Source organism: Pantoea rodasii (assembly GCF_002095465.1).
GTDB lineage: Bacteria > Pseudomonadota > Gammaproteobacteria > Enterobacterales > Enterobacteriaceae > Pantoea > Pantoea rodasii.
The window spans coordinates 73,275-93,351 of the sequence record NZ_MLFP01000008.1 but is presented as its reverse complement, the minus strand read 5'-3'; the positions used below and the strand labels follow the sequence as shown (position 1 = coordinate 93,351).

The 20,077-nt window shown below is 49.3% G+C and carries 19 protein-coding genes and 4 pseudogenes; 11 read left to right on the top strand and 12 right to left on the bottom strand.

The genetic code is table 11. The features are described from left to right. Positions 1 to 25: 25 nt before the first annotated feature. The 3 genes and pseudogenes from HA45_RS12625 (at position 26) to HA45_RS12620 (ending at position 2,258) form a co-directional block, all read left to right on the top strand. Entirely contained in the window at positions 26 to 1,501 is a 1,476-nt protein-coding gene (locus HA45_RS12625; protein ID WP_100703057.1) for a Sapep family Mn(2+)-dependent dipeptidase, read from the top strand. A 110-nt stretch (positions 1,502 to 1,611) separates the two neighbouring features. Next, positions 1,612 to 1,880 (top strand): annotated as a pseudogene (locus tag HA45_RS28160) (IS3 family transposase); the annotation flags it as partial. 84 nt (positions 1,881 to 1,964) lie between these two features. Further along, entirely contained in the window at positions 1,965 to 2,258 is a 294-nt protein-coding gene (locus HA45_RS12620; protein ID WP_100703056.1) for a HigA family addiction module antitoxin, read from the top strand. 151 nt (positions 2,259 to 2,409) lie between these two features. Here the strand turns inward: HA45_RS12620 and HA45_RS12615 are convergent, their stop codons facing one another. Beyond that, the gene (locus tag HA45_RS12615; RefSeq protein ID WP_100703055.1) at positions 2,410 to 3,495 is read right to left on the bottom strand and encodes a LacI family DNA-binding transcriptional regulator; all 1,086 of its coding nucleotides are present in this window, start codon (positions 3,493 to 3,495) and stop codon (positions 2,410 to 2,412) included. Positions 3,496 to 3,690: 195 nt separating this feature from the next. On the opposite strand from HA45_RS12615, the gene HA45_RS12610 reads away from it, so the two are divergent. The 5 genes and pseudogenes from HA45_RS12610 (at position 3,691) to HA45_RS12590 (ending at position 8,364) form a co-directional block, all read left to right on the top strand. Continuing rightward, positions 3,691 to 4,512, top strand: coding sequence for an ABC transporter substrate-binding protein (locus HA45_RS12610; RefSeq protein ID WP_100703054.1), 822 nt, complete (start codon positions 3,691 to 3,693; stop codon positions 4,510 to 4,512). Positions 4,513 to 4,586: 74 nt separating this feature from the next. Further along, positions 4,587 to 5,392 (top strand): annotated as a pseudogene (locus HA45_RS12605) (amino acid ABC transporter permease). Position 5,393: 1 nt separating this feature from the next. Next, positions 5,394 to 6,140 (top strand): amino acid ABC transporter ATP-binding protein, encoded by a 747-nt coding sequence (locus HA45_RS12600; RefSeq protein ID WP_100703052.1) that lies wholly within the window; start codon positions 5,394 to 5,396, stop codon positions 6,138 to 6,140. After that, complete coding sequence (locus HA45_RS12595; RefSeq protein WP_100703051.1) at positions 6,140 to 7,213, top strand: Gfo/Idh/MocA family protein; 1,074 nt, start codon at positions 6,140 to 6,142, stop codon at positions 7,211 to 7,213. The genes HA45_RS12600 and HA45_RS12595 overlap by 1 nt, the downstream gene beginning before the upstream one ends. Positions 7,214 to 7,245: 32 nt before the next feature. Further along, the gene (locus HA45_RS12590; protein ID WP_100703050.1) at positions 7,246 to 8,364 is read left to right on the top strand and encodes an NAD(P)/FAD-dependent oxidoreductase; all 1,119 of its coding nucleotides are present in this window, start codon (positions 7,246 to 7,248) and stop codon (positions 8,362 to 8,364) included. A 527-nt stretch (positions 8,365 to 8,891) separates the two neighbouring features. Here the strand turns inward: HA45_RS12590 and HA45_RS28155 are convergent. The 5 genes and pseudogenes from HA45_RS28155 to HA45_RS28650 all read right to left on the bottom strand — a co-directional run bounded on the left by HA45_RS28155 (position 8,892) and on the right by HA45_RS28650 (position 10,983). Then, positions 8,892 to 9,116, bottom strand: coding sequence for a hypothetical protein (locus HA45_RS28155; RefSeq protein ID WP_244563447.1), 225 nt, complete (start codon positions 9,114 to 9,116; stop codon positions 8,892 to 8,894). Between the two features lie 60 nt (positions 9,117 to 9,176). Further along, a pseudogene (locus tag HA45_RS28150) lies at positions 9,177 to 9,557 on the bottom strand (recombinase family protein); the annotation flags it as partial. Beyond that, entirely contained in the window at positions 9,457 to 9,906 is a 450-nt protein-coding gene (locus tag HA45_RS27515) for a serine integrase family protein (protein WP_169718925.1), read from the bottom strand. The pseudogene HA45_RS28150 and the gene HA45_RS27515, both read right to left, overlap by 101 nt. Beyond that, positions 9,860 to 10,189 carry a recombinase family protein gene (locus tag HA45_RS27510; protein ID WP_169718924.1) on the bottom strand — a complete coding sequence of 110 codons (330 nt, stop codon included), beginning with the start codon at positions 10,187 to 10,189 and terminating at the stop codon, positions 9,860 to 9,862. Before HA45_RS27510 ends, HA45_RS27515 begins: the two co-directional genes overlap by 47 nt. 659 nt (positions 10,190 to 10,848) lie before the next feature. Further along, positions 10,849 to 10,983 (bottom strand): hypothetical protein, encoded by a 135-nt coding sequence (locus HA45_RS28650; RefSeq protein ID WP_276308770.1) that lies wholly within the window; start codon positions 10,981 to 10,983, stop codon positions 10,849 to 10,851. A gap of 142 nt (positions 10,984 to 11,125) precedes the next feature. Between HA45_RS28650 and HA45_RS12570 the strand changes: the two are divergent. Next, positions 11,126 to 11,602 (top strand): annotated as a pseudogene (locus HA45_RS12570) (Rpn family recombination-promoting nuclease/putative transposase); the annotation flags it as partial. A gap of 163 nt (positions 11,603 to 11,765) precedes the next feature. After that, positions 11,766 to 11,837: an Rpn/YhgA-type helix-turn-helix domain-containing protein gene (locus tag HA45_RS29420; RefSeq protein WP_495524942.1), complete on the top strand. Its 72-nt coding sequence runs from the start codon at positions 11,766 to 11,768 to the stop codon at positions 11,835 to 11,837. Positions 11,838 to 12,448: 611 nt separating this feature from the next. Here the strand turns inward: HA45_RS29420 and HA45_RS27300 are convergent. From HA45_RS27300 to HA45_RS29040, 4 genes are all read right to left on the bottom strand, one after another. Further along, positions 12,449 to 12,607: a hypothetical protein gene (locus tag HA45_RS27300; protein WP_158087315.1), complete on the bottom strand. Its 159-nt coding sequence runs from the start codon at positions 12,605 to 12,607 to the stop codon at positions 12,449 to 12,451. Positions 12,608 to 12,766: 159 nt separating this feature from the next. Beyond that, a complete protein-coding gene (locus HA45_RS29050) occupies positions 12,767 to 14,632 on the bottom strand; it encodes an NAD(P)-binding protein (RefSeq protein ID WP_366557338.1) in 1,866 nt (621 codons plus the stop codon). Positions 14,633 to 14,899: 267 nt separating this feature from the next. Then, on the bottom strand, positions 14,900 to 15,724 hold the full coding sequence (locus HA45_RS29045; RefSeq protein ID WP_366557337.1) for a glycosyltransferase family protein: 825 nt from the start codon (positions 15,722 to 15,724) through the stop codon (positions 14,900 to 14,902). Further along, a complete protein-coding gene (locus tag HA45_RS29040) occupies positions 15,646 to 16,602 on the bottom strand; it encodes a hypothetical protein (RefSeq protein WP_366557336.1) in 957 nt (318 codons plus the stop codon). Before HA45_RS29040 ends, HA45_RS29045 begins: the two co-directional genes overlap by 79 nt. Before the next feature lie 1,178 nt (positions 16,603 to 17,780). Between HA45_RS29040 and HA45_RS12560 the strand changes: the two genes are divergently transcribed. Then, entirely contained in the window at positions 17,781 to 18,809 is a 1,029-nt protein-coding gene (locus HA45_RS12560) for a tyrosine-type recombinase/integrase (RefSeq protein WP_100703045.1), read from the top strand. 18 nt (positions 18,810 to 18,827) lie between these two features. Here HA45_RS12560 and HA45_RS29035 read toward each other — a convergent pair whose 3' ends face one another. Both HA45_RS29035 and HA45_RS12550 read right to left on the bottom strand, forming a co-directional pair. Then, on the bottom strand, positions 18,828 to 19,193 hold the full coding sequence (locus HA45_RS29035) for a type II toxin-antitoxin system YafO family toxin (protein WP_158087314.1): 366 nt from the start codon (positions 19,191 to 19,193) through the stop codon (positions 18,828 to 18,830). 84 nt (positions 19,194 to 19,277) lie between these two features. Beyond that, positions 19,278 to 19,781 carry a hypothetical protein gene (locus HA45_RS12550; RefSeq protein ID WP_100703043.1) on the bottom strand — a complete coding sequence of 168 codons (504 nt, stop codon included), beginning with the start codon at positions 19,779 to 19,781 and terminating at the stop codon, positions 19,278 to 19,280. Positions 19,782 to 20,077 lie beyond the last annotated feature (296 nt).

Sequence of the window (20,077 nt, the reverse complement as noted above, 5' to 3'; positions counted from 1 at the left end):
GTGCATAAATCGAAGGAGAAACCTTATGTCCGAGTCGTTATCACCAGAAGAGCGCGCGTTGTTACCGCAGATTAAGCAATGGATCGCGGATCACCGAACCGCATTAACCGATGATTTGGCCCAATGGATTGCCATTCCCAGCATCAGCCGCGCCGATCGCGCAGCGCCGGGCGCGCCCTTTGGCGCCGAGTGCGCGCAGATTTTGCAGCATGTGTTAGATCATGCAGAGCAGGCCGGTTTCAAAACCGAGCAGCATCAAGGCTATGCCGGTTCGTTGATTTACGGCGAACACGCACGCGACATAGGGCTGATCAACCATCTGGATGTGGTGCCGGCGGGCGATAACTGGACCTTCCCGCCTTTTACGCTCACGCACCACGGCGATTTTGTCATTGGACGCGGCGTCGCCGATAACAAAGGCCCCGGCGTACTGAATTTCTATCTATTAAAGCTCATTCGCGATCTGAATATTCAGCTGCATCATAATCTGCGCATTGTTTATGGTCTGGCGGAAGAAACCAATATGGCCGATATGGCGTGGTACGCGGAGAACGGTCCGGTGCCCGAGTATTCGATTGTCACTGACGGCATGTTCCCGGTGAACAATGCGCAGAAAGGGCAACTCAGCTTTACCCTGAATGTCGCTGAGTCGGGCGTGCTGGCCGATATCGTTGCCGGATTGGCCAGCAACAGCGTGCCGGATTTCGCCAGCGTGAGGATTGCGCAGGCCAATTTGCATGACGTCAGTGAAAAGCTGGCACTGTTGCAGGGCGTTGCCGCTACCACTGTGTTCATCAAACCTGGGCAGGATGGTGCTTTCACGCTGGAAGCGCGCGGCAACGGGGGGCATGCCGCCTTCCCTGACGGCACGCTGAATGCCACGCAGGTGCTGCTCGCGGCCCTGATCGAGCTGGAGCTGCTGGGCGATCACGAACGTCAGCTAGCAGAAACGCTGGTGCAGCTATTCGCTTCACCGTATGGCGAGAGCGCTGGTTTGGCGCTGGAAGATGCGGAGTCCGGCAAACTGACGCTGAACGCGGGCGTGTGGTACCGCCAGCACGCCGACACGCTGAGCATTGATTGCGATATCCGTTATCCTGTTTCGTGGCGCGGAGAGCAGATCGTCGAAATGTTGCAGCAGCAGTTAGCCGGCACCACCATTACGCTTGATCCCGATTGGCGCGATGTAGCACCGTTCTTCCTGCCGGCATCTCACCCGGTGATTTCTCTGCTGCAACAAGTGTGGAATGACACCACCGGTAATAACGATCGTCCTTATGCCATGGGCGGTGTGACGCATTCGAAGAAGCTACCAAACGCCATCACCTTTGGCCCTGGCTACCGGAAAACTGCGGCCAACACGCCAGACTTTTTACCTGAGGGCCACGGTTTGCCGCACGGTGCCGACGAGACAATCCATTTGCCATCGCTGCTGGACGCGTTACCGAAATATGTGATCGCGTTGATAAGGTTGGACAGTTATCTGGTTGCGCAGGGATAATCTGAGCCCCATAAATGGCGAGCCAACGAAATAATTCACCATCAGGCCGCAATAAACATACAGCGTTTGTACAGTGACAAATTTGCGCCAGTCGGACGCCAGAAAAAGCTCCGGGCCAGCTGGATTGTATCAACGCAATGGGTCCTATAAGGCCCGTGTCGTGCAAAAGTTGTTCGTCGGATCATGCAGCGTGTGGAGACTTGTTCGGGCGGGTCAAAAATGAAATATATAATGAAAAAACCTGGCGGGCACAATGCTAAAAGAGCTTATGTGCTTCCTGGACAGGTAAATACGTTGGTATAACGAGAGATGGATCAAAAAATCATTAGGTTCAATGAGTCCGGTAAATTACCGGCAGCATCTGGGGATCACAACATGACAATCGATGAAAACATCTGCATCTCCATAGCGGTCAGGTCAGCTTTGCCTCCATCATTCTGAACTATTATGAGGATTACCACTGATGACTAAACATAATCCTCCGCACGCGGGTGAAATTATTGCCGATATTATGGAAGATCTCGACATCGGTATCAGAGAGCTGGCCCGGGCTCTGGCAGTTGCACCCTCTTCAGCCTCACATATGGTTGCAGGACTGACTTCTATTACGCCTGAAATGGCTATTAAACTTTCAGCTGTACTCGGTAGTACACCTGCAATGTGGCTACGTATCCAGGCTGCCTATGATCTGGATCGGGCGGAAAAAGCTGTTGACCTGTCAGTATTAAATTCCCGCTACAAGCCCGAACCATTATAGGGTTTCAACTGAACTGATTGAGCGATTTAAATACCAAATGTAACAACTGCTTGTGGTCCCTCTCCCTAATTTTAACGCTAATTTTCAAATCTAGATTACTCATCGAATTCTGTATGAGTTGTTACTTCAAAACGCTAATGGCTTGCTCCAATTACCCACCGCGGCTCCGCGCGCGATTCAGCCCAGTCGATCCCCTTTCAACCATCCAGCTGTCAAACTGTGGTAACACACCTGCAGGTTGTTGGCGAATGTGACAGATTAATCTGCGTGCGGCTTCGCGCCCCATTTCATACACTGGCTGGGCCACGACTGTGAGCGGTGGTGTCATCAATTCTGTCCAGGGGAAATCGTCGTACATCACAAATGAAATATCATCGGGCACACGCAATCCGCGTATTGCCAGGCCACGCATTATCCCCACTGCGATAAGGTTATCAGAGGCGATCAGTGCGCTGGGTGGCTCAGAAAGCGAAAATAGCTCCGTTAAAATTTGTTCGATGGCCCCGTCGTTAAGGGCATTTAGGCGAATAAGGTTGGAATCCATGTGGTGGCCAGACTGCTGATAGGCATCACGCATCCCGTTTACACGCTGCGCCACCGGCGTCGGCCCCAGCGCTGTCGCAGAAGTATAATGTCCGGATATCCGCATACTTGAGAGATAAGCAATGCGTTGATGACCGGCGTTGATTAATAGCTGTGTTGCTTCCTTCGCAGTGGCTAAAAAATTTGCCTGTATTGTCTCTACCGCCATCCCCTCAACGGCCCGGTCAAACATTATCAGTGAACGACCTTCTGCCAGGACTTGCTTCAGATGCTCATTATCGCGAGACAGGGAGCTGCAAGGCGCCACAATGATGCCATCGACACGCTTATCCAGCATGACGCGCACGGCATTCCGCTCTTCTTCTAATGTTTCATCGCTATTGCTAAGCAGTAAGTGGAATCCTGCCTGTCGTGCAACATCAGCCATGCCACGCAGCGCGAGCCCGAAATGCGGGTTTTCAATATCCCCGACGATTACGCCAATCGTATTTGAACGACCAGTATTCATACTGCGTGCCAGTTCATTGGGGCGGTATCCCAACGCTTCTGCCGCTTGATTAACCCGGGTCAGAACATCTTCACTGACGGAGCCATACCCTCCTAATGCTCTCGCCGCCTGCGCTTTGGAAACGTTGGCAGCACGCGCGACATCGGCAACGGTAGGAACCCGGGAACGGTGATTTTCGTTTGTCATAATTATTTCGAATCACAAGTTGATGACGACAGAATTGACGCTTCTTTAAGCATGTGCTTAATATCAGTATATCCAACTGAGACCGGTCTCACAACATGTAACGGTCTCATTTTGGCTCTCGTTGAGACCGGTCTCAATCATAATGTCCCGGCTCGGCGGACTCTGAAGTTTCACCTGCAAAGACGGAAGAGCCTTATGACATCGCATAAATATTTTACCAACCTGACCAAAGCACTGTTCGGCACAGCCGTGTTGTTTTCAGCCAGCTTCAGTGCTCAGGCGGCGAGTGACAGCAATACCTATGGCTTAATTGAACCGGGTCATCTCCGCGTTGCCAGCCTGGGCGACGCTAAGCCCTACACCTTCACCGACAAGAACGGCAATTTCACTGGATTCGATGTTGAGTTCTTTAAGAACGTGGCGCATCGCATTGGCATCGACAAGGTCGATTTCGTGGGGCAAGACTTCTCCGCCATTCTGCCGGCTGTGGCTAACGGGCAATACGATGCGGGTGTGGCCGCTATCGGTATTACTCCCGCACGTGAGAAAACGGTCGACTTCTCAACAGGGTATCTGGCGGGTTATTTGACCGTTCTGACCCGCAGCGACTCTGGGGTGAAGAACATTGATACGCTGGCACACAAACGGCTTGGGGTGATTCAGGGCACGCTTCAGGAAAGCTACGCGTTGCAGCATTTTAAACAGACCGATCTGGTGCGCTTCCCAGATAACAACGCCGCAGTTTCAGCGCTGAACAATGGCACGCTGGATGCGATGTTCCTCGATTACGAAGCGGCTAAAGATTATACCACCCGCTTCAAGCTGGTCACTGCAGCTGACATCCCTTCGTTTGATGCCCCCGCCGGAGTTGCCATCGCCAAAGGCAAGCCTGCTTTCAAGGCAGCACTTGATAAAGCCATTAAGGATGCAATGCAGGACGGGACCTGGAAACAGCTTTATGAGAAGTGGTTCCCAGGCTCACCGATGCCTAAACAGTATCTGCCCAACGGCCAGTAACCCCGCGCGTGTTCATTGCGCGAAACTGCATCCGGTGACGGCGACTGTTCGTCACCCGCAACAGAGAATCGGCTATGGATCTGATCACAATTCTTTCCCGGACGTTTTTCGATATTCCATCCATGATGGACGTCCTGCCGCAGCTGCTGGCAACAGGCTGGTAAACACCATTATTATCTCGGTAGCCGCCACGGTACTGGGCACGTTTTTCGGCTTGCTTCTGGCATTGATGGGCATCTCCCCTTCGCGCTGGCTGCGCATTCCTGCGCGCCTGTATACCGATCTGTTTCGCGGTTTGCCCTCCATACTGACCATTTTGTTGATTGGCCAAGGCCTGGCGCGATTCAGCTATCAGCTGTTTGGTCCTACGCCTTATCCACTGGGTATTTTTGCGTTAAGCCTGATTGCCAGTGCCTACATGGGTGAGATATTTCGCTCGGGTATTCAGAGCGTGGAGCAGGGACAGATGGAAGCCTGCCGGGCACTGGGCATGAGCTATAGCCGCTCCATGCGTCTGGTCATCATTCCGCAAGGCATACGTCGCGTGTTACCCGCCATCGTTAACCAGTTTATTGCCATCATTAAAGACTCCTCGCTGGTGTATCTGCTGGGATTAATGACCAATCAGCGCGAACTATTTCGGGTGGGGCAAGATGCCGCGGTGCTGAGTGGCAATCTGTCTCCGCTGATGCTGGCTGGATTGTTCTATCTGATCATCACTGTGCCGCTAACCCATGCCGTCAACTTTATCGATGTGCGTTACCGAACCGGACGTCGTCGCGCGACGGCGCCACAAAGCGGCCTGAAGGAAGTCGATGAAGTGGGCCAAAAGCGCACGGCTGCACCCACTGGATCATTGACCAGCGAGCGAGGACATTAATATGGCAACTTCCTCTGCATTTCACGGCGCGAGCCTGGAGTTACGTAACCTGACCCTGGCTTACGGCCCGATTGTAGTGCTGCGCAATGTGTCTCTGACTATTGCCCCAGGTACGACCACTTGCATTATCGGCCCTTCCGGGTCAGGCAAGTCGACATTGCTGCGGGGTATCAATCGTCTGCATGAACCCAAAACCGGTGATGTGCTGCTGGCAGGACGTTCAGTGCTCAGGGATAAACCTGATGCACTGCGACTCAGAATTGGCATGGTGTTTCAGCACTTCAATCTCTTTCCCGATCACAGCGCGCTTGAGAATGTGGCGCTGGCCCCCTGGAAAGTCAAAGGACGGCCAAAGGCCGAAGCATTAGATATCGCCCGTCAACGTCTGGCTGAGGTGGGATTAGCGCAGCGCGCCGATCATCGTCCACGCGATCTTTCCGGTGGTCAGCAGCAACGTGTGGCGATAGCGCGCGCATTAGCGATGGAACCGGAAGTGATGCTGTTTGATGAGGCGACCTCTGCACTCGATCCCGAGCTGGTTAAAGGTGTGCTGACACTGATGGCTGAACTCTGCCAGCGTGGGATGACGATGGTTGTGGTGACGCATGAAATGGGCTTCGCCCGCCGCGTGGCCGATCAGGTGGTGTTTATGGATGAGGGGGAAATCGTGGAGGCCGGCACGCCTGAACAGATCTTTGATCGCCCACAATCCGCACGTTTACAGCGTTTTCTTTCGGAGGTGCTCTAATGGCGCATTGTAGAGTTTTAGGCCCTGTCCGCACAGCATTGGTGGGCTTTGGTATCGCCGGGAAAGTCTTCCATGCAACGCTGATTTCCCACAACCCGGATTACCGTCTTGAAGTGATTGTCACCAGTGATAAACAGCGTGTTGAAGCCGCGAAGCAGCGCTATCCACTGGCGCGGGTAGTGCCGGACTGGCCATCGCTGCTGCACCATATCGATAGCGGCGAAATCGCAATAGATTTGGTGGTACTTGCCACGCCACCGGACCAGCATCTGGAGCAAGCATTACAGGCTAGCGCGCGTGGAATTCATTTGGTGATCGACAAGCCATTCGCGCCTGACGTCAAAGCTGCGCAAGCGATGATTGATGCTGCGCAACAAGCCAATACATTACTGACGGTGTTCCATAACCGGCGCTGGGACGGTGATTTTCTTACCTTACAGCGCCTCATTGCTAATGAGATGTTTGGCCATGTTAGAAGTTTTGAGTCGCGCTTTGAATGGTGGCGACCGGAAGGCTTCGGGAACTGGCGTGACACCGTCACTATCAAGCAAGGTGGAGGCCTGCTGCTTGATCTTGGCAGCCACCTGATCGATCAAGCCCTCCAGTTGTTTGGTCCGGTTCAGAGTGCAACTGCAGAACTAGCGCGCCACTCTGGTAGCCAGTCTGATGCAGATGAGGACTGTTTTGTCTCACTATTGCATGAAAATGGTGTGCGATCGCGGCTGTGGATGAATGGTCAGTCGGCACTAAATGCACCTCGCTTTCACCTGCTGGGTAGTAAGGGGGCATTTACTCATTGGGGGTTGGATAACCAGGAACTCCAGCTTGCATCGGGTATGTCACCCTCTGACAGCCAATACGGTTTGACGCCAACTGAAGGTTTCGCCCAGGCCGGAACATCTGATGAGCAACAACCTGTTCCCATCGATAGGGGGCGCTACCCTGCTTTCTATCAATTACTGGCTAACGCACTGTTGCACGGCGGCCTTCCGCCGGTGGATGCACAGCAGGCGCTGGACGTTCTAAAACTTATCGAATCACTCCATCGGCAAACCCGCGTACGTCTTGCCTGACTGGTGTCTTTTTTTAACAGAAGGAATAAATGATGTCTGAGAAATCTGTGTCAAACACCGTTGTCGTGCTGGGTGGCGGTATTCTCGGGGTATCAACGGCCTGGCAACTGGTGAAAGCCGGTGCGAAAGTGACATTGGTCACCGAATCTGCGCTCTGTTCGGGCGCTTCAGGACGTTCACTCTCCTGGTTAAACTCTGCTGGTGAACGTTCATTGCCCTACCACGCCCTGCGCATGGCGGGTATCGATCGCTATCGCACATTGTCAGCCCATTATCCCGATATTGAATGGCTTCGTTTTGATGGTGCCATTTTCTGGACTGCTGATGATGATGCTGGCACCCATGCACGCCATCAGTATGAGAAAGCAGTTGGATATGATTCACACCTGATCAATCAGGCGAACATAGATGGCGTCGATGCGCAGGTTAACAAGGCGAGCCTTTCCCACATCGCGATTGCTAATCCGGGAGAAGGTTGGGTCAGCCTGCCCCATCTCATCGAACATCTTGTACAGGCCTTTAGATCTCTGGGTGGCGAGGTCGTTGAAGATGCGGGTAAAGCCAGTGTGATGACGGCATCCGGGCGTGTGGTGGGTATTTGCAGCGAAAACCGCGGCGAATTTCTTTCTGATAAGGTGCTGGTGGCGTGCGGCCCCTGGACACCCGATCTCGTTGCACCGCTTGGCGTACACATCCCCAACGGATCGCCGGTTTCAATGCTGGTTACCAGTCAACCCTATTATCAGGGTATGAAAGTGGTATTAAACACTCCGCGCGCCGCAGTCAGACCTAATCCAGGCAATACACTGGCGGTTGATCATGACTGGTATGAAGAGGATATCGTTGCACATGCTAACGGTAGCTACAGCGTTGATGAAGCTGTTGTTAGCCAGCTAATGGCAGAAGCAGGAAAATTGATTGGGGAAGGTACCTCACTGACAGCCGGAAGCTGGAAAATAGGGTTGAAGCCTATTCCTGGAGATGGCGAACCGGTGGTTGGTGAGTTAGAAAAGGTTCCCGGGTGTTTTGTTGCCTTTACTCATTCCGGGGCAACGCTGGGGCTTATTTTAGGCGAGATGATTGCTGAGGAAATGCTATCAGGCGTGAAGCACCCTATGCTTGCGAGTTTCAGGCCGGAACGGTTTGGTTGATTGCACTTCTAGCGCCATGCGGGTTGTGGCGCTGGAAAATGACATTATCTAATAGCACCCACATCATCACTAATGAACATCATAATTATGTTAAATTTATAATAAGGTGCTGTCAAACTTTAACTGCATCGCCTAAAACCCTCCCCTAGTAACCTGTAAGTCTCCTCGATACCCAGTACATTAGTACAAAACGTTAGCTACTTTATGATCTCCGTTTTAAGAACAAAAGATTCTTCTATTAAAAAAAGTGCAGACTTAATGATTATTGTAGTAGTCTGCACTTTATTTTTATTTAAAGAACAAGAGCCCCTCCTTGAATGTACATAAATGAATGTTTGAATAAGTTAAGATCTATTTTTTTATCTAGCGGAAAATTATAAATCTTAAGCCCGCTTAATAACTCCACTTCGCATTTTTTATTTCTCAAATCGACTGTGATTCTTTTTATGTTTTTTGATGCGTAATGACGAATATATTCCCTGTTTTCTTTAGAGAATAAATCTACATCTGATAAGCAAACTCTCTCATTATAATTGTTTCTCTCTAAAAATGAGTGTAGTTTGGATTCGGCGATTTTTAATTTCTTTGTTAACTTCTTTCATTTTTAAAGCTAAAGCCTCAACTTCTGATGCTACTTGCAAGGCATCGAGGATGTTTTTAAGTTTAAATTTAGTTTCTTCGATTTTTTTCTGTAAGTTCAACACTGTATTTTCATCATGCATATCATCGCCAAAACAGGAAATGCTTTCCAATAGGACTCTTATGAATACGTCGTCAATGAAATCTCGGCGCAGAGGAGGTGTAGAGCATCGGTGATATCTCTTCATCGAACACTTATAATATCCCATGAAGTTTTTATATACACAGTTAACTATCAAAGAGTGGCCACATTCAGAGCATTTGAGCAATGATCTGAAAATGTTTATATTAAGAGGGTTGTTGGTTATAATTTCGTGCCCAAAAGGTAAAACTCTTATTTCTTGCACGTCGTAAAAAAGTTTATTGCTTATTACTGCAGGGAAGTAATTTTCAATTTCTTTAACCCCTTTGGCCTTTGTCATATAGGATGGAGTATACTTTCCTATAAGAGATTCATTTTTCAATAAATTTTGAACGGTTGATACGCACCACCCCCCAGGTGTATTTTTTAAAGTTTTTATTTTTATTTTTATTGAGTGTTTTTGTAACTTCACTGATTGATAATCCCTTTAGCCGCATTTTAAATATTTTGTTCAAAGTGATCTTATGTTCTTCTATGATGTCGAATGTCTGACCATCATTGCTTACTCTCAACCATTTTGGACATGTTTTGGTTAGGATTTTACCTGTTTTTCGTGCTTCCTCTCTTTTATTTACCCAAGCCGCTTTCATTCGTCGTGATTTTATCTCGCTTTCTTCATTTGCTCTCTGAGCTATTAATATAGCTCTAATGAGAATGTACGGATCATCTAATGAGTCATATGTATAACGGATGTTATCACTTAAAGTAATAACATTAATTCCTGCTTTCAGAATATTTTTTAAGCCTTTCCGTCGCATCATTTATTTTCTCTCTTGATAATCGATCTAGACTCTCAATGAGCAAAGTTGTTCCTGATGTGATATGACCTCTGTTTACTGCATCCATGAAGTCATAAAGTGCCCCCTTGGATGCATGACTACCATCAAAAGCACTGTAACCAAGGTCTTCATACCTTAGATCTTCAAGGTAATACTCAGGGTTATTTTTCAACCATTCATCTACAAGGAAGTTCTGGCGTCGTAGTGAATCTCCTGACTTTTGAGCTAACGTGGAGAATCTAATGTATGCAATTGCTTTTTTCACAAATAATACCCCGAACAAAAAACAAAAAATGACATTTTTTCAAAGAGTTATAAATGATATTTATCAAGTATTTTTTAAATAGTTGAAATTGCTATACTTTGAGTTCATGTTAAAGCCATTAACCAGATGTTAAAAATTCCAAAATGTATCTGCGTAACTGAGGGTATATTTATTAAATGCTAAGTAAGTCATTCATGAAAATTTATTTTTCTAAAAGTAATGCGATGTAATCTTTTCCATAAGCCTGGGATTAAGGATTACCTAATCTACCTTATTTACTTGATAAGTCATAAATAGGACTTCAGAACAAAAATTCTCGTACTATTTTAATCTATTCAAACCAACCGATTAGCAGGAAGATAAACGTAAACTTCAACTTCACATAGTTGACCTTCTATGAACTCTGTCAGACCCGCCGGCCTTAAGAAGCATAGAAGTACTTACTGACCTTATATAATAAGCTTTATATAAGTCCAGACAAACGCCAAAAACCCCTATGTTAAACTGATCAGGGCCGGATTCTGAACTTTAAGGCCACTTTTACGACGCGGCGAAACCTCAAAGCTGAACTGCTGGTCGGGCCAGGCGCAGGCGTTTGAAATTCCTGCAGCGCTACGTAAAATCTGACGGGGATTTTGCCCTGCTCCTTTCTTCAGAATTCACTTAGCGATGTCTTCAGCTAAACGGGCTAATACTGAGCAAATATGAACAATATCTCCGGTTTTACTGGTGTGGCCATCAGCGGCAGCGCCGGTGACGATCTCACTGCGAAACTGGCCTCGTTCGTGCGGCACCGCGAGGCCTTCTCGCCTAACACGAGGCGTCAGCTGCTGAGCGTGATGCGGATCTGCTGGCGATGGTCGCAGGAAAACCGGCGGTCGCTCCTGCCGATGTCGCCGGAGGACATGCAGGACTACCTCTACAGACTTCTTGTAGGAGTTCGGCGATCCAGACATGGTATCCAGGTTGTACGGCACGGCATTTCCCCTAGTCGATGTTACTGTCATCCCCGACGACGAGATAATGACGCATCGCAGCATGGCGGCTCTGAACCTGCTGCAGAAGCATATTCATCGCAGGAATTTGTCGGAGCTTCTCGACCGGCTTGCCGCCAGGCTGCTGACCGGACATCTGACGGGACTGCAACTCGTATCGCTCATAAACTATCTCATACAGGCAGGCGTAACTGATGACGCTGAAGCCTTTGTACGTAATCTGGCACTGAAGGTGTCGCAGCACGAGGAGGCTCTGATGACAATCGCACAGCAGCTTGAACAAAAGGGTATTGAAAAAGGAGGTCAGGAAGGCAAGCTGGGACTTGCTGATAAGCTTTTGAAAGACGGCATTGAATTTAAGTCTGTAAAGGAACTAACTGGCCTGACAGATAAAGAGCTGGATAAAATCAGACATTAAGTAAGTCCATCAGAGGCAGGATATAAACTTATTGTATTTCAGCCCCTTTGGCAGAGAAGGTTGCGCAGCATGATGAGGCTTTGATGCCGATTGCACAGTAGCTGGAACTTATAGATATTGAAAATGCATTCAGTTGGGTGAGCAGAAAGGCAGGCTGGATATTGTGGTGAAACTGCTTGAAAGTGGAATGTCTCTGCAATCTGTCAAAGATATGACCGGTCTGTCAGAAAACTAATTATTCAAAATCCGCATCTGACAGCTCATGACTCCTGATTATTAACTATCTCAAGAGGTGATTATCTTTCTCTGGTCCCTGTCCATGGGGGATGAGACGGTGCAGGAATGAGCTGCCATCATAAGGCTCACGCCTCCATCCTACTCGCGAAAGCGCATATCCACTGCAGAAAGATCGGCAGTAATGCGCACAGAGATAGGCGTTATCTGGCCACCTTGTTCATTAAAACCTGCATCGAGGTCTGCCCTTCTGATAAACGGCCCCGGCACTTTTGGACTTAATCTAGTGGCATGGCGGCCTTCCCCAAGGCTGATTGCCCTCTATTAAGACAAGCCTATGGATGTTGTCCGCTGAGTGGCCGATATGCTTCAGTAACGCGGATCCAACCCGCACGCTGCGGGCCAGTCCATTTGCGAGCAAGTACCGGATGCAGGCGTTGCAAAGCCGACAAACACCGTCGTACATGACGCCCTTTTCGACTGAACGCAGAGATGCACCATGCTGGATCATGTTAACTCTGTATGGCCTTAAGAACAATCCGGGAGTGCCTCATCAGGCTATGAAGCCTTAGAGTTTCCCGCCCTCATGATTTTAGCCGCTTCGCGAATGACTTACTTCATTTTGAGATCATCAGATAAGGCAGCCATAAGTTCAAGTTCATACAGTATGTTGTCTTTACGGATTGCACCGCCTTTCGCTGTTAACTGTATGACAGCCGCGCCGATTGCGTGTCCGATTAAACTTGCTCTGCTTTGTTTGTTGTCGTTCATGTCCGTAAAAGAAGTGCCGTTTATCATGAAAATTATTTCAGAACGAAACGGTGGAAAATTACGAATTTACGATGCAACTTTGTATTAATCGCCGAGCAATTGCATAAGTCTGCCTGATTCTTTTTCTGCGAGCATGACATATATGCGTGTTCAGGATACCTACAGCCCAGTCATAAATGACCGGTATAACAGCAACGTCTGCTCACAATTATCACGATGCAGCCGATAAATAGGCTCACGCGGAACTTTTTGGCTTATCAGATTGCTGGCAACCTTCTCTGCCGCCCTTTTGCCGGCAAGGAAAGCATGGTCGGAATTGTAATACTCCCATTCACTGTAGCGACCAGAGAGTGTGATGCCTTGTTGCTGCAACCAGTCGCGTATCAGCGATACATTTTTCCTTCGTTGGTGGTCATAAACTACATACGCATATGGCATATCGACCTGATGGGCACATATGACCTTATCGCTTACGTTAAATAATCCCACGCGAATACAATCTTCAATACATCGCTGAATAAGTGCTTCACCTTCCAGCGGCAAAGGATAATCGGGGCAATAGCTCATTTCACACGTCAGGCCGAATCCGCCCTCTGCATTGCAGTGCGGGCTGGCGTTGCCTTGCAGGAAAACCCGGTGGAAAACTGTGTCGCCAGGATAATAAATCCAGTGCTTCTCGCTGATATCAGCACGATCGATGCCCAGATTTACGCAGCGTACCGATACATGCCGCAGCGCCTGAGCGGCGCTTTGGATTGACGCAGGTACGTCGCTTCCAATCAACTTAATCAGCTCAGGTAGCGGCAACGTGCTAATTAACTGCTGATAATAATACTGTTGCCCATTTGCCAGTTCCACCGTACGGGCTCGCGGAACAATATTCACGATCTCCGCTTCGGTGTGAAGTTGGGCCGTCAGATGCGGTAGAAAACCATCCATTAGCGCCTGAAAACCGCCAACAAGGGGATATCCGAAACGGGCATTTGGCCCCAGTTGTTTTGCCAGTGGCGCCAGCGCCCCTGTAATGATCTGGCTGAGATCAGGTAACGGGACACGACCGCCGAGCCACGACGTTTCCATTTCTGTTAACGGGATTTTCCACAACTTGCGATTGTAGGGAATGGCAAAATGTTCAGCGATCCCTTTTCCCCAGGTGGAATAGATAAACCGCTCAAAATTTTCTGTTGGCTCAATCACTGGCATCACGCGGCACTGGATGTCATTCATACCGCCATCGGCACAGCAGTCCTCATGCAAAAGTTGTGTTCCACGTTGATCTGATTCGTTAACATCTGCCAAACCGTATCGCGCTTCAACCGCACCCAACACGCACTCGCTGATGACGTTTACAGGCAATCCATGTAATGCAGACTGGAATGGATAGCGTGTGTAGACGTCGTGACTGTAAACCCAGGCTTCCCGCGCTTGCCAATGCTGGTTCTCGCCCAGCAGCAAATCATATAGTTTTAGGACATACGGATCATTGGTAAACATGATGTGACCAGCATGATCAAAGGTAAAACCGCCATCCTGAATGGAGCGGCACCAGCCGCCAGTACGTGACTGTTTCTCCAGTAATACTGCATTTTTACCATAATGATAAGCTGCGCTCAGCCCGGTTGGACCGCCTCCTAAAATTAGGCATTCAACATGTGTGGTCAACAGCGGCGCCCTGGTGTTTTCCTCCTGATTGTGACCAAACAACTCGTTTGAAACTTTTTCCACCGCACGTGTCTTCTGCTCCATCAGCGCATACATGGCATCTGCCGTTTTATCCCATGAAGTGTTAGCGACAATTTCGGCCATACTCGCAGCAAGCGTCTGCTGTTGCTGCTCTGTGCGTTGTAGTGCCTGTTCGCACAAAGCAATAAAGTGCTGATGGGTATTCGCAATGCTGACTAACTGTGAATAATGCTGCAATACATCCGGGATCGCGCTGCTGATAATCGGTAAACCGGCTGCCATATATTCCAGCACTTTAGTCGGACTGATATAGCGTGTCGCCTCATTCAATGCAAAAGGCATCAAACACACATCCCAATCCGCCAAAAATGTGGCAACGCTGCATACGGTTGCTGACCAAACCAGTGAATATTTCCCCTCTGCGGCAGTGTCATTGGATCAATTTTTACCACCGGCCCTACCATGATGATTTGCCAGTCAGGATGCGCGTCCGCAAGACTGGCTATCAAGGCCAAATCGAGCCGTTCATCAATTACTCCATAATATCCAAGCCGCTGTAATGGCAACATTTGCTGTAAAGGATGGCCATTGGTTCGATCACGTGCCTGCTCAAAATGCGCGGCATCGACGCTGCTGGGAAAACAGTAAACTGCCTCGTGTCGATTTTTTTGCCTCATATAAGCTGCTGCCGCCAGTGAATACTAAATCGGCATGGCTCATTAATGCCGACTCACGCTGACGCAGTTGCAGCGGTGCTTTGTCAAAGGCCGATAACTCATCCATGCAGTCATAAATAATTGCGGCAGGTTTAAAACCCTCAAGCAGCGGTAACGCCATCGGGGTGTAAAACCACACAAGCGGAGACGTATTCTGTGCCATCAATTCCGCCAGCAACGGTTGCAGAATTGCAATCTGGCCATCGTGAAAACCAGGTGCATCAACACCAGTATGTGGCACAACGACGGTTAGATTGGCTGCCGCGTCATATTGCTTTAAGAAGGCCTCGCCGCTGTGCCAGACCGGTTCCTCAATGAAAATCACCTGATAATGTTGCGCCAGGCGGGACATCAGATGCTGCGGACGTTGATATACGAACTCCCAACGCAAATGACTAAACACGATTAACGTTTGATTATGCATGGCGAATTCCTTTGGTAGTTCGTCCCTAAGGAGGAAAGACTGGAAGTGTTTTAATTGACGCTGACAATGCAGCAGTGTTTGAGCGTAGGAGTGATGTAAAACCCGGGCATAGGGATCATCGCCGTCATGGATGACATCCCAAAGTCCGGCCTGAGGCCAATGCTTAGGAGCCTCCCAAAGCGGGCGATCGATAATCGGGTACAGGCAGATGCCGGCTATCTCGACACCTTTGAGCTGAGCCTGAGCGACCTGTACAGTAATATCGTTAAGCCACGCCGATCGGCCACTGCCCACATGGCTCGTCTCAGCGAGTAAAAGTGGGGTGTTATAGCGCTGAAAACGGAGTTGAGTAGGCTGTGTAATGGTACGCGGCGCGCGTCGCCCAAATGCCAGTCCAGCGGTAAGCCTGACGCGGCTTCCCATTGATTGCTGTGATAATAATTAACCCCGACCATATCGAGTAATTCAGGCGCCCCCCCCAATTCTGCATGAGTGCGTCCTGCCAGCATGTCCCACGCCTGGAACTGTGCCTGATTCATCACCTCAGCATATTCACCACAGACGGCATCGGGTTGATCAACCACCAGATGAATTATCGGGTCGCAGTGTAAAAACCGGGCGCGGCTATCTGCAGCAGTGATGGCTTGACACGCAGCCAGCGCTGCACGTACCAACTGCTGCTTAACGGCATCCGGATCACTGACGCGCGCATCAAATCCTGCATGGAACAAGCCTACTGAAATACCCCAGCTTAAAAAGGAGATTTCATTAATGGGGGAATAGATAGGTGGCTGATCATATAAGGGCCGCAAATAATCGGCGATTTGATAACTCCACTCAGCAAAGCGGACAACAAATTCAGGGTCGAATAGCGGAAGATCTTCGGGAAAACCATAGTGACAAAGCGTCCAGTTGATCTGGATACTGTGCCGTTGCGCAAAATGCATCTTCTCGCTTAAGTGCTGACGCTGTTGCTGTGGATTGCTACTGGCGAGCCGCCAACCGATGCTTTCCCGCACGGTTTGAATACCGAAGCTTTGCAGGTTGGCATAATCTTCATTGCATCGACTGGCATGCGCGTTGGCTGCGTTCATGGAAAGACGCAATCCGTAGGGATTGATATGATCTGCCCCTTCAAATCCCCCCTGCCAAAAGCTTTGGAACGGCGTCATGAATCCCCCGGAAATTAAAAACAGCATGGGTCTGAATGATAATGAAATTAAGATTATTTCGGAGTGCTTAGCTCGATTCAGCGTTGAAGAAGAATGAAATAAAAACTAGTTTTATAACGTCATTCTAAACCTCGTCTTGGATGCTGCATTATTATTTAGGTTGGTTTTTATTCCACAGTAGAAGTATAGGATGAATAAAGGATTAACCAACAGCCAAATGAGAATTAATTTATATGAACTTATGAACTGTCTATTAACTAAGTGATATCAATGAACATTTATGGAATTCTCAGGGTTGAAGGCAAAGAAATAAATAAAGCGAGGCGTGGAGGCATGGAAGTGTTTTGCCAGAAATATCCTTAAATTAATTTATGCGAAGCGTAGTCATGGCTTGGCTTTGGTTTACCATTTCAATGATTTCAGAGCCACAGTTAGCTGTAGTTAACTCAATGATTATAATTTACTTTTGGCTGGATTATGAATATTGCAATAGGTCATTTTAAATGGATTTTCTATGTATTAATTATTTTAAAAGCTTTAAATTTTACCTAGAAAATCGCTTTGGCTTTGATTAAACGTAGCGGTTAATCGTAAACTTATTGCAAAAATGGCCCCTCGTTCTCCAGCTCCAGTAAATGACTTATCACGTACTTTTTGAACAAGGAATTGTGGAAAGTTTGATTCCTTTTTTGGTGCTGTTGACTGTCTGCATCTGAAGATTTCCAACCTAATATCATTGATCTTTTATCAACTTGACGCCCGCCCATTAGCGGCCTTCCAATGCGGGAATGTTGCAAAAACTTCCAACTTTTTATAAATGATGTTTTATGAGTTATTGTGTGCTTTTGCTTAATTACGAACATAACCTGCAGGCAAGACTCGACCTTAGATAATTAGCATTGCATCACCCCCACCTAACCCACTCTCTTTAACGCCCCAACTGGATTGAGCCAAAATTTCTAACTTCATATAATTGGAGTTATATGAAGCTAGGATCCAGCGAAGGATCCGCGTATGATGGGGATCTCCGTCCCGATCGTGTCCTGAGCAAACCTGCACCGGACGGAGTTGGTGTTTTATACGGCAGCGCTACGTGAAATCTGCAGGGTCATAGCCCTGCACTTATCACAGAATTCACGCAGCAACGCCTTCACGATGACGGCCAATAACCGGACGATATGAACGAAAAACATCCTGCTTCAGAAATGACTCTTTCCGCTAAAGGCGACATTACCCTCCGGCTGCGCGAGTTCGTGCAGGATCGGGAAGCTTTCTCAGATAACACGTGGCGCCAGCTGCTCAGCGTGATGCGGATCTGCGCAAAGTGGGCAGAAGAAAACGGTCGCACTTTTCTGCCCATGTCCTCTGCCTGTCTGCGCGACTATCTCCTTTACCTGCAGGCCAGCGGGCGCGCATCCTCAACGGTATCGACGCACGCCGCGCTTATTTCAATGTTACACCGTAACGCCGGACTGGTGCCCCCGAACACCTCGCCGCTGGTTTTTCGCGCGGTAAAGCGTATTAATCGCACCGCCGTTGTTCAGGGCGAGCGTGCCGGCCAGGCCATCCCGTTTCGTATTACCGATCTGCTGAAGCTGGATACCGTGTGGTCTGGTTCCAAACGATTGCTGCAGACGCGCGATCTTGCCTTTATGCACGTGGCTTACGCAACCCTGCTGCGCATCAGCGAACTAGGCAGGCTCAGGGTCCGGGACGTGACCCGGGCATCGGACGGACGCATCATTCTGGATGTGGCCTGGACAAAAACGATCGTGCAGACCGGTGGACTCATCAAGGCACTCGGCGAGCTCTCAACTTTACGCCTAACGGAATGGTTGATTCAGTCCGGGCTGATCTCTGAGCCGGATGCCTACATCTTCGGGCCTGTTCATCGCTCAAATCAGGCCGTCATCAGTACCGTTAATCCCCTCTCAACCCGCGCCATTGAGGATATTTTCGGCCGCGCGTGGCGCGAAGCCGGTTCTCCGGGTGAGGTGAAAGCCAATAAAGGCCGCTATCGGGGCTGGACCGGACACAGTACGCGCGTTGGTGCAGCGGTCGATATGGCCATGAAGAAATACAGTACCGCGCAGATCATGCAAGAAGGAACCTGGAAAAAGCCGGAGACGGTGATGCGCTATATCCGCCATGTGGATGCACACGCCGGTGCCATGGTTGATTTTATGGATAACCATCTTTCAGGCTGATGATGGCTGGTTAGGTGCTTAACAGATATCAGTTCTGGTTGCGGAAGGTGTCCGCATAGTGCTGGAAGGTACGCATGAGTGCATTGTTTCCGGCTGAAGCATGGTGTGCGCGGGCTCCAGGACGGCCAGAATGCTGTAAGCGTCTTCATTAAAAAATCCCCGGGTGTACACTAGCGCCGTATCACTCACCTGCCGGAACTGCACCCGCTGCCCGTTAAAGGGAACCGGTGAAACAAGGTCCAGATGGATGTGGTAGATCTCAGAACTGATAATGGATTCAGGACGATCGTATCGGCAGTCACGGCCAAAATAGTCTGGCTTACGTCCGTAACGTTTATACAGCTCAAAATCACGCAGTAAATCATCCGCGAGTTGTGGGGACACATCCGGATGAGACGCAAAAACGCGCGAAAGTAAAGGTCGCAGGAGTCCGGATTAAGACTGACGCTGAAGCTCACCAGGCGTTACTCAGTGACGCGTGCCGGCGGTACGTGTTCCGTGCTCTGCAAGCCTGCGAAGGTGCATCAGGTTTATATTGCTTTCCTGGCGCTCGGCTTCACCGGTCATCTGCTGCAGTAAATCCTGTAGATCGCGCGCGGCTTCCCTTGCAAGTGAAACGGGTCGTAGATAGGCCTGTTGTGCAGTATCCGTCTTCCCCGCCATTTTTACGGCAGACTCGAGTGCGCGCAACTCGAGAAGCAGGATTGAGACCGACTCATGAATACTGTCACCAATCCGGGTAGCTTCATCAAAGTCTGACATGCTGGCGAGGACGCGGTAGGTGGTGCGAAGATCTTCGCGGACGCGCGCCAGATCTTCCAGAGCCTGTGACAACGGATAGGCCTGACCGATTACATCACTTATGCCTGCTGAACGTGTCCCCTGAGGCCAAGCGCTTGATTTGCGGAAGTGCGCGTTAAATGCGGCCGCAATGTAAGGCATGTCACAGGCAAAATTATTCAGGTCACTCATATCAGCTCCGGCTCCTCGGCGAGGTTTGTCTTCATTTTACACCAACTGCACCGGGCTGTCTCAGGGTTAAGCAGACCGGAAGGCCTGACAGCCTCATCGAGTGGAACACATACTCTCTGGTGAGTGAATCTTCAAATATCGTGTGGGTATGAGTGCTGATCATCTGAACTGAAGTCTGTCCAGGCTGCTGGTAATATAGATTGCAGGTAATGACGGCAGGCATTATCCGGCGGCCTCACATGACATGAAGGAAAACGTAATGGCAGTCGATAATAACGGATTTATCTCCCAGCCCG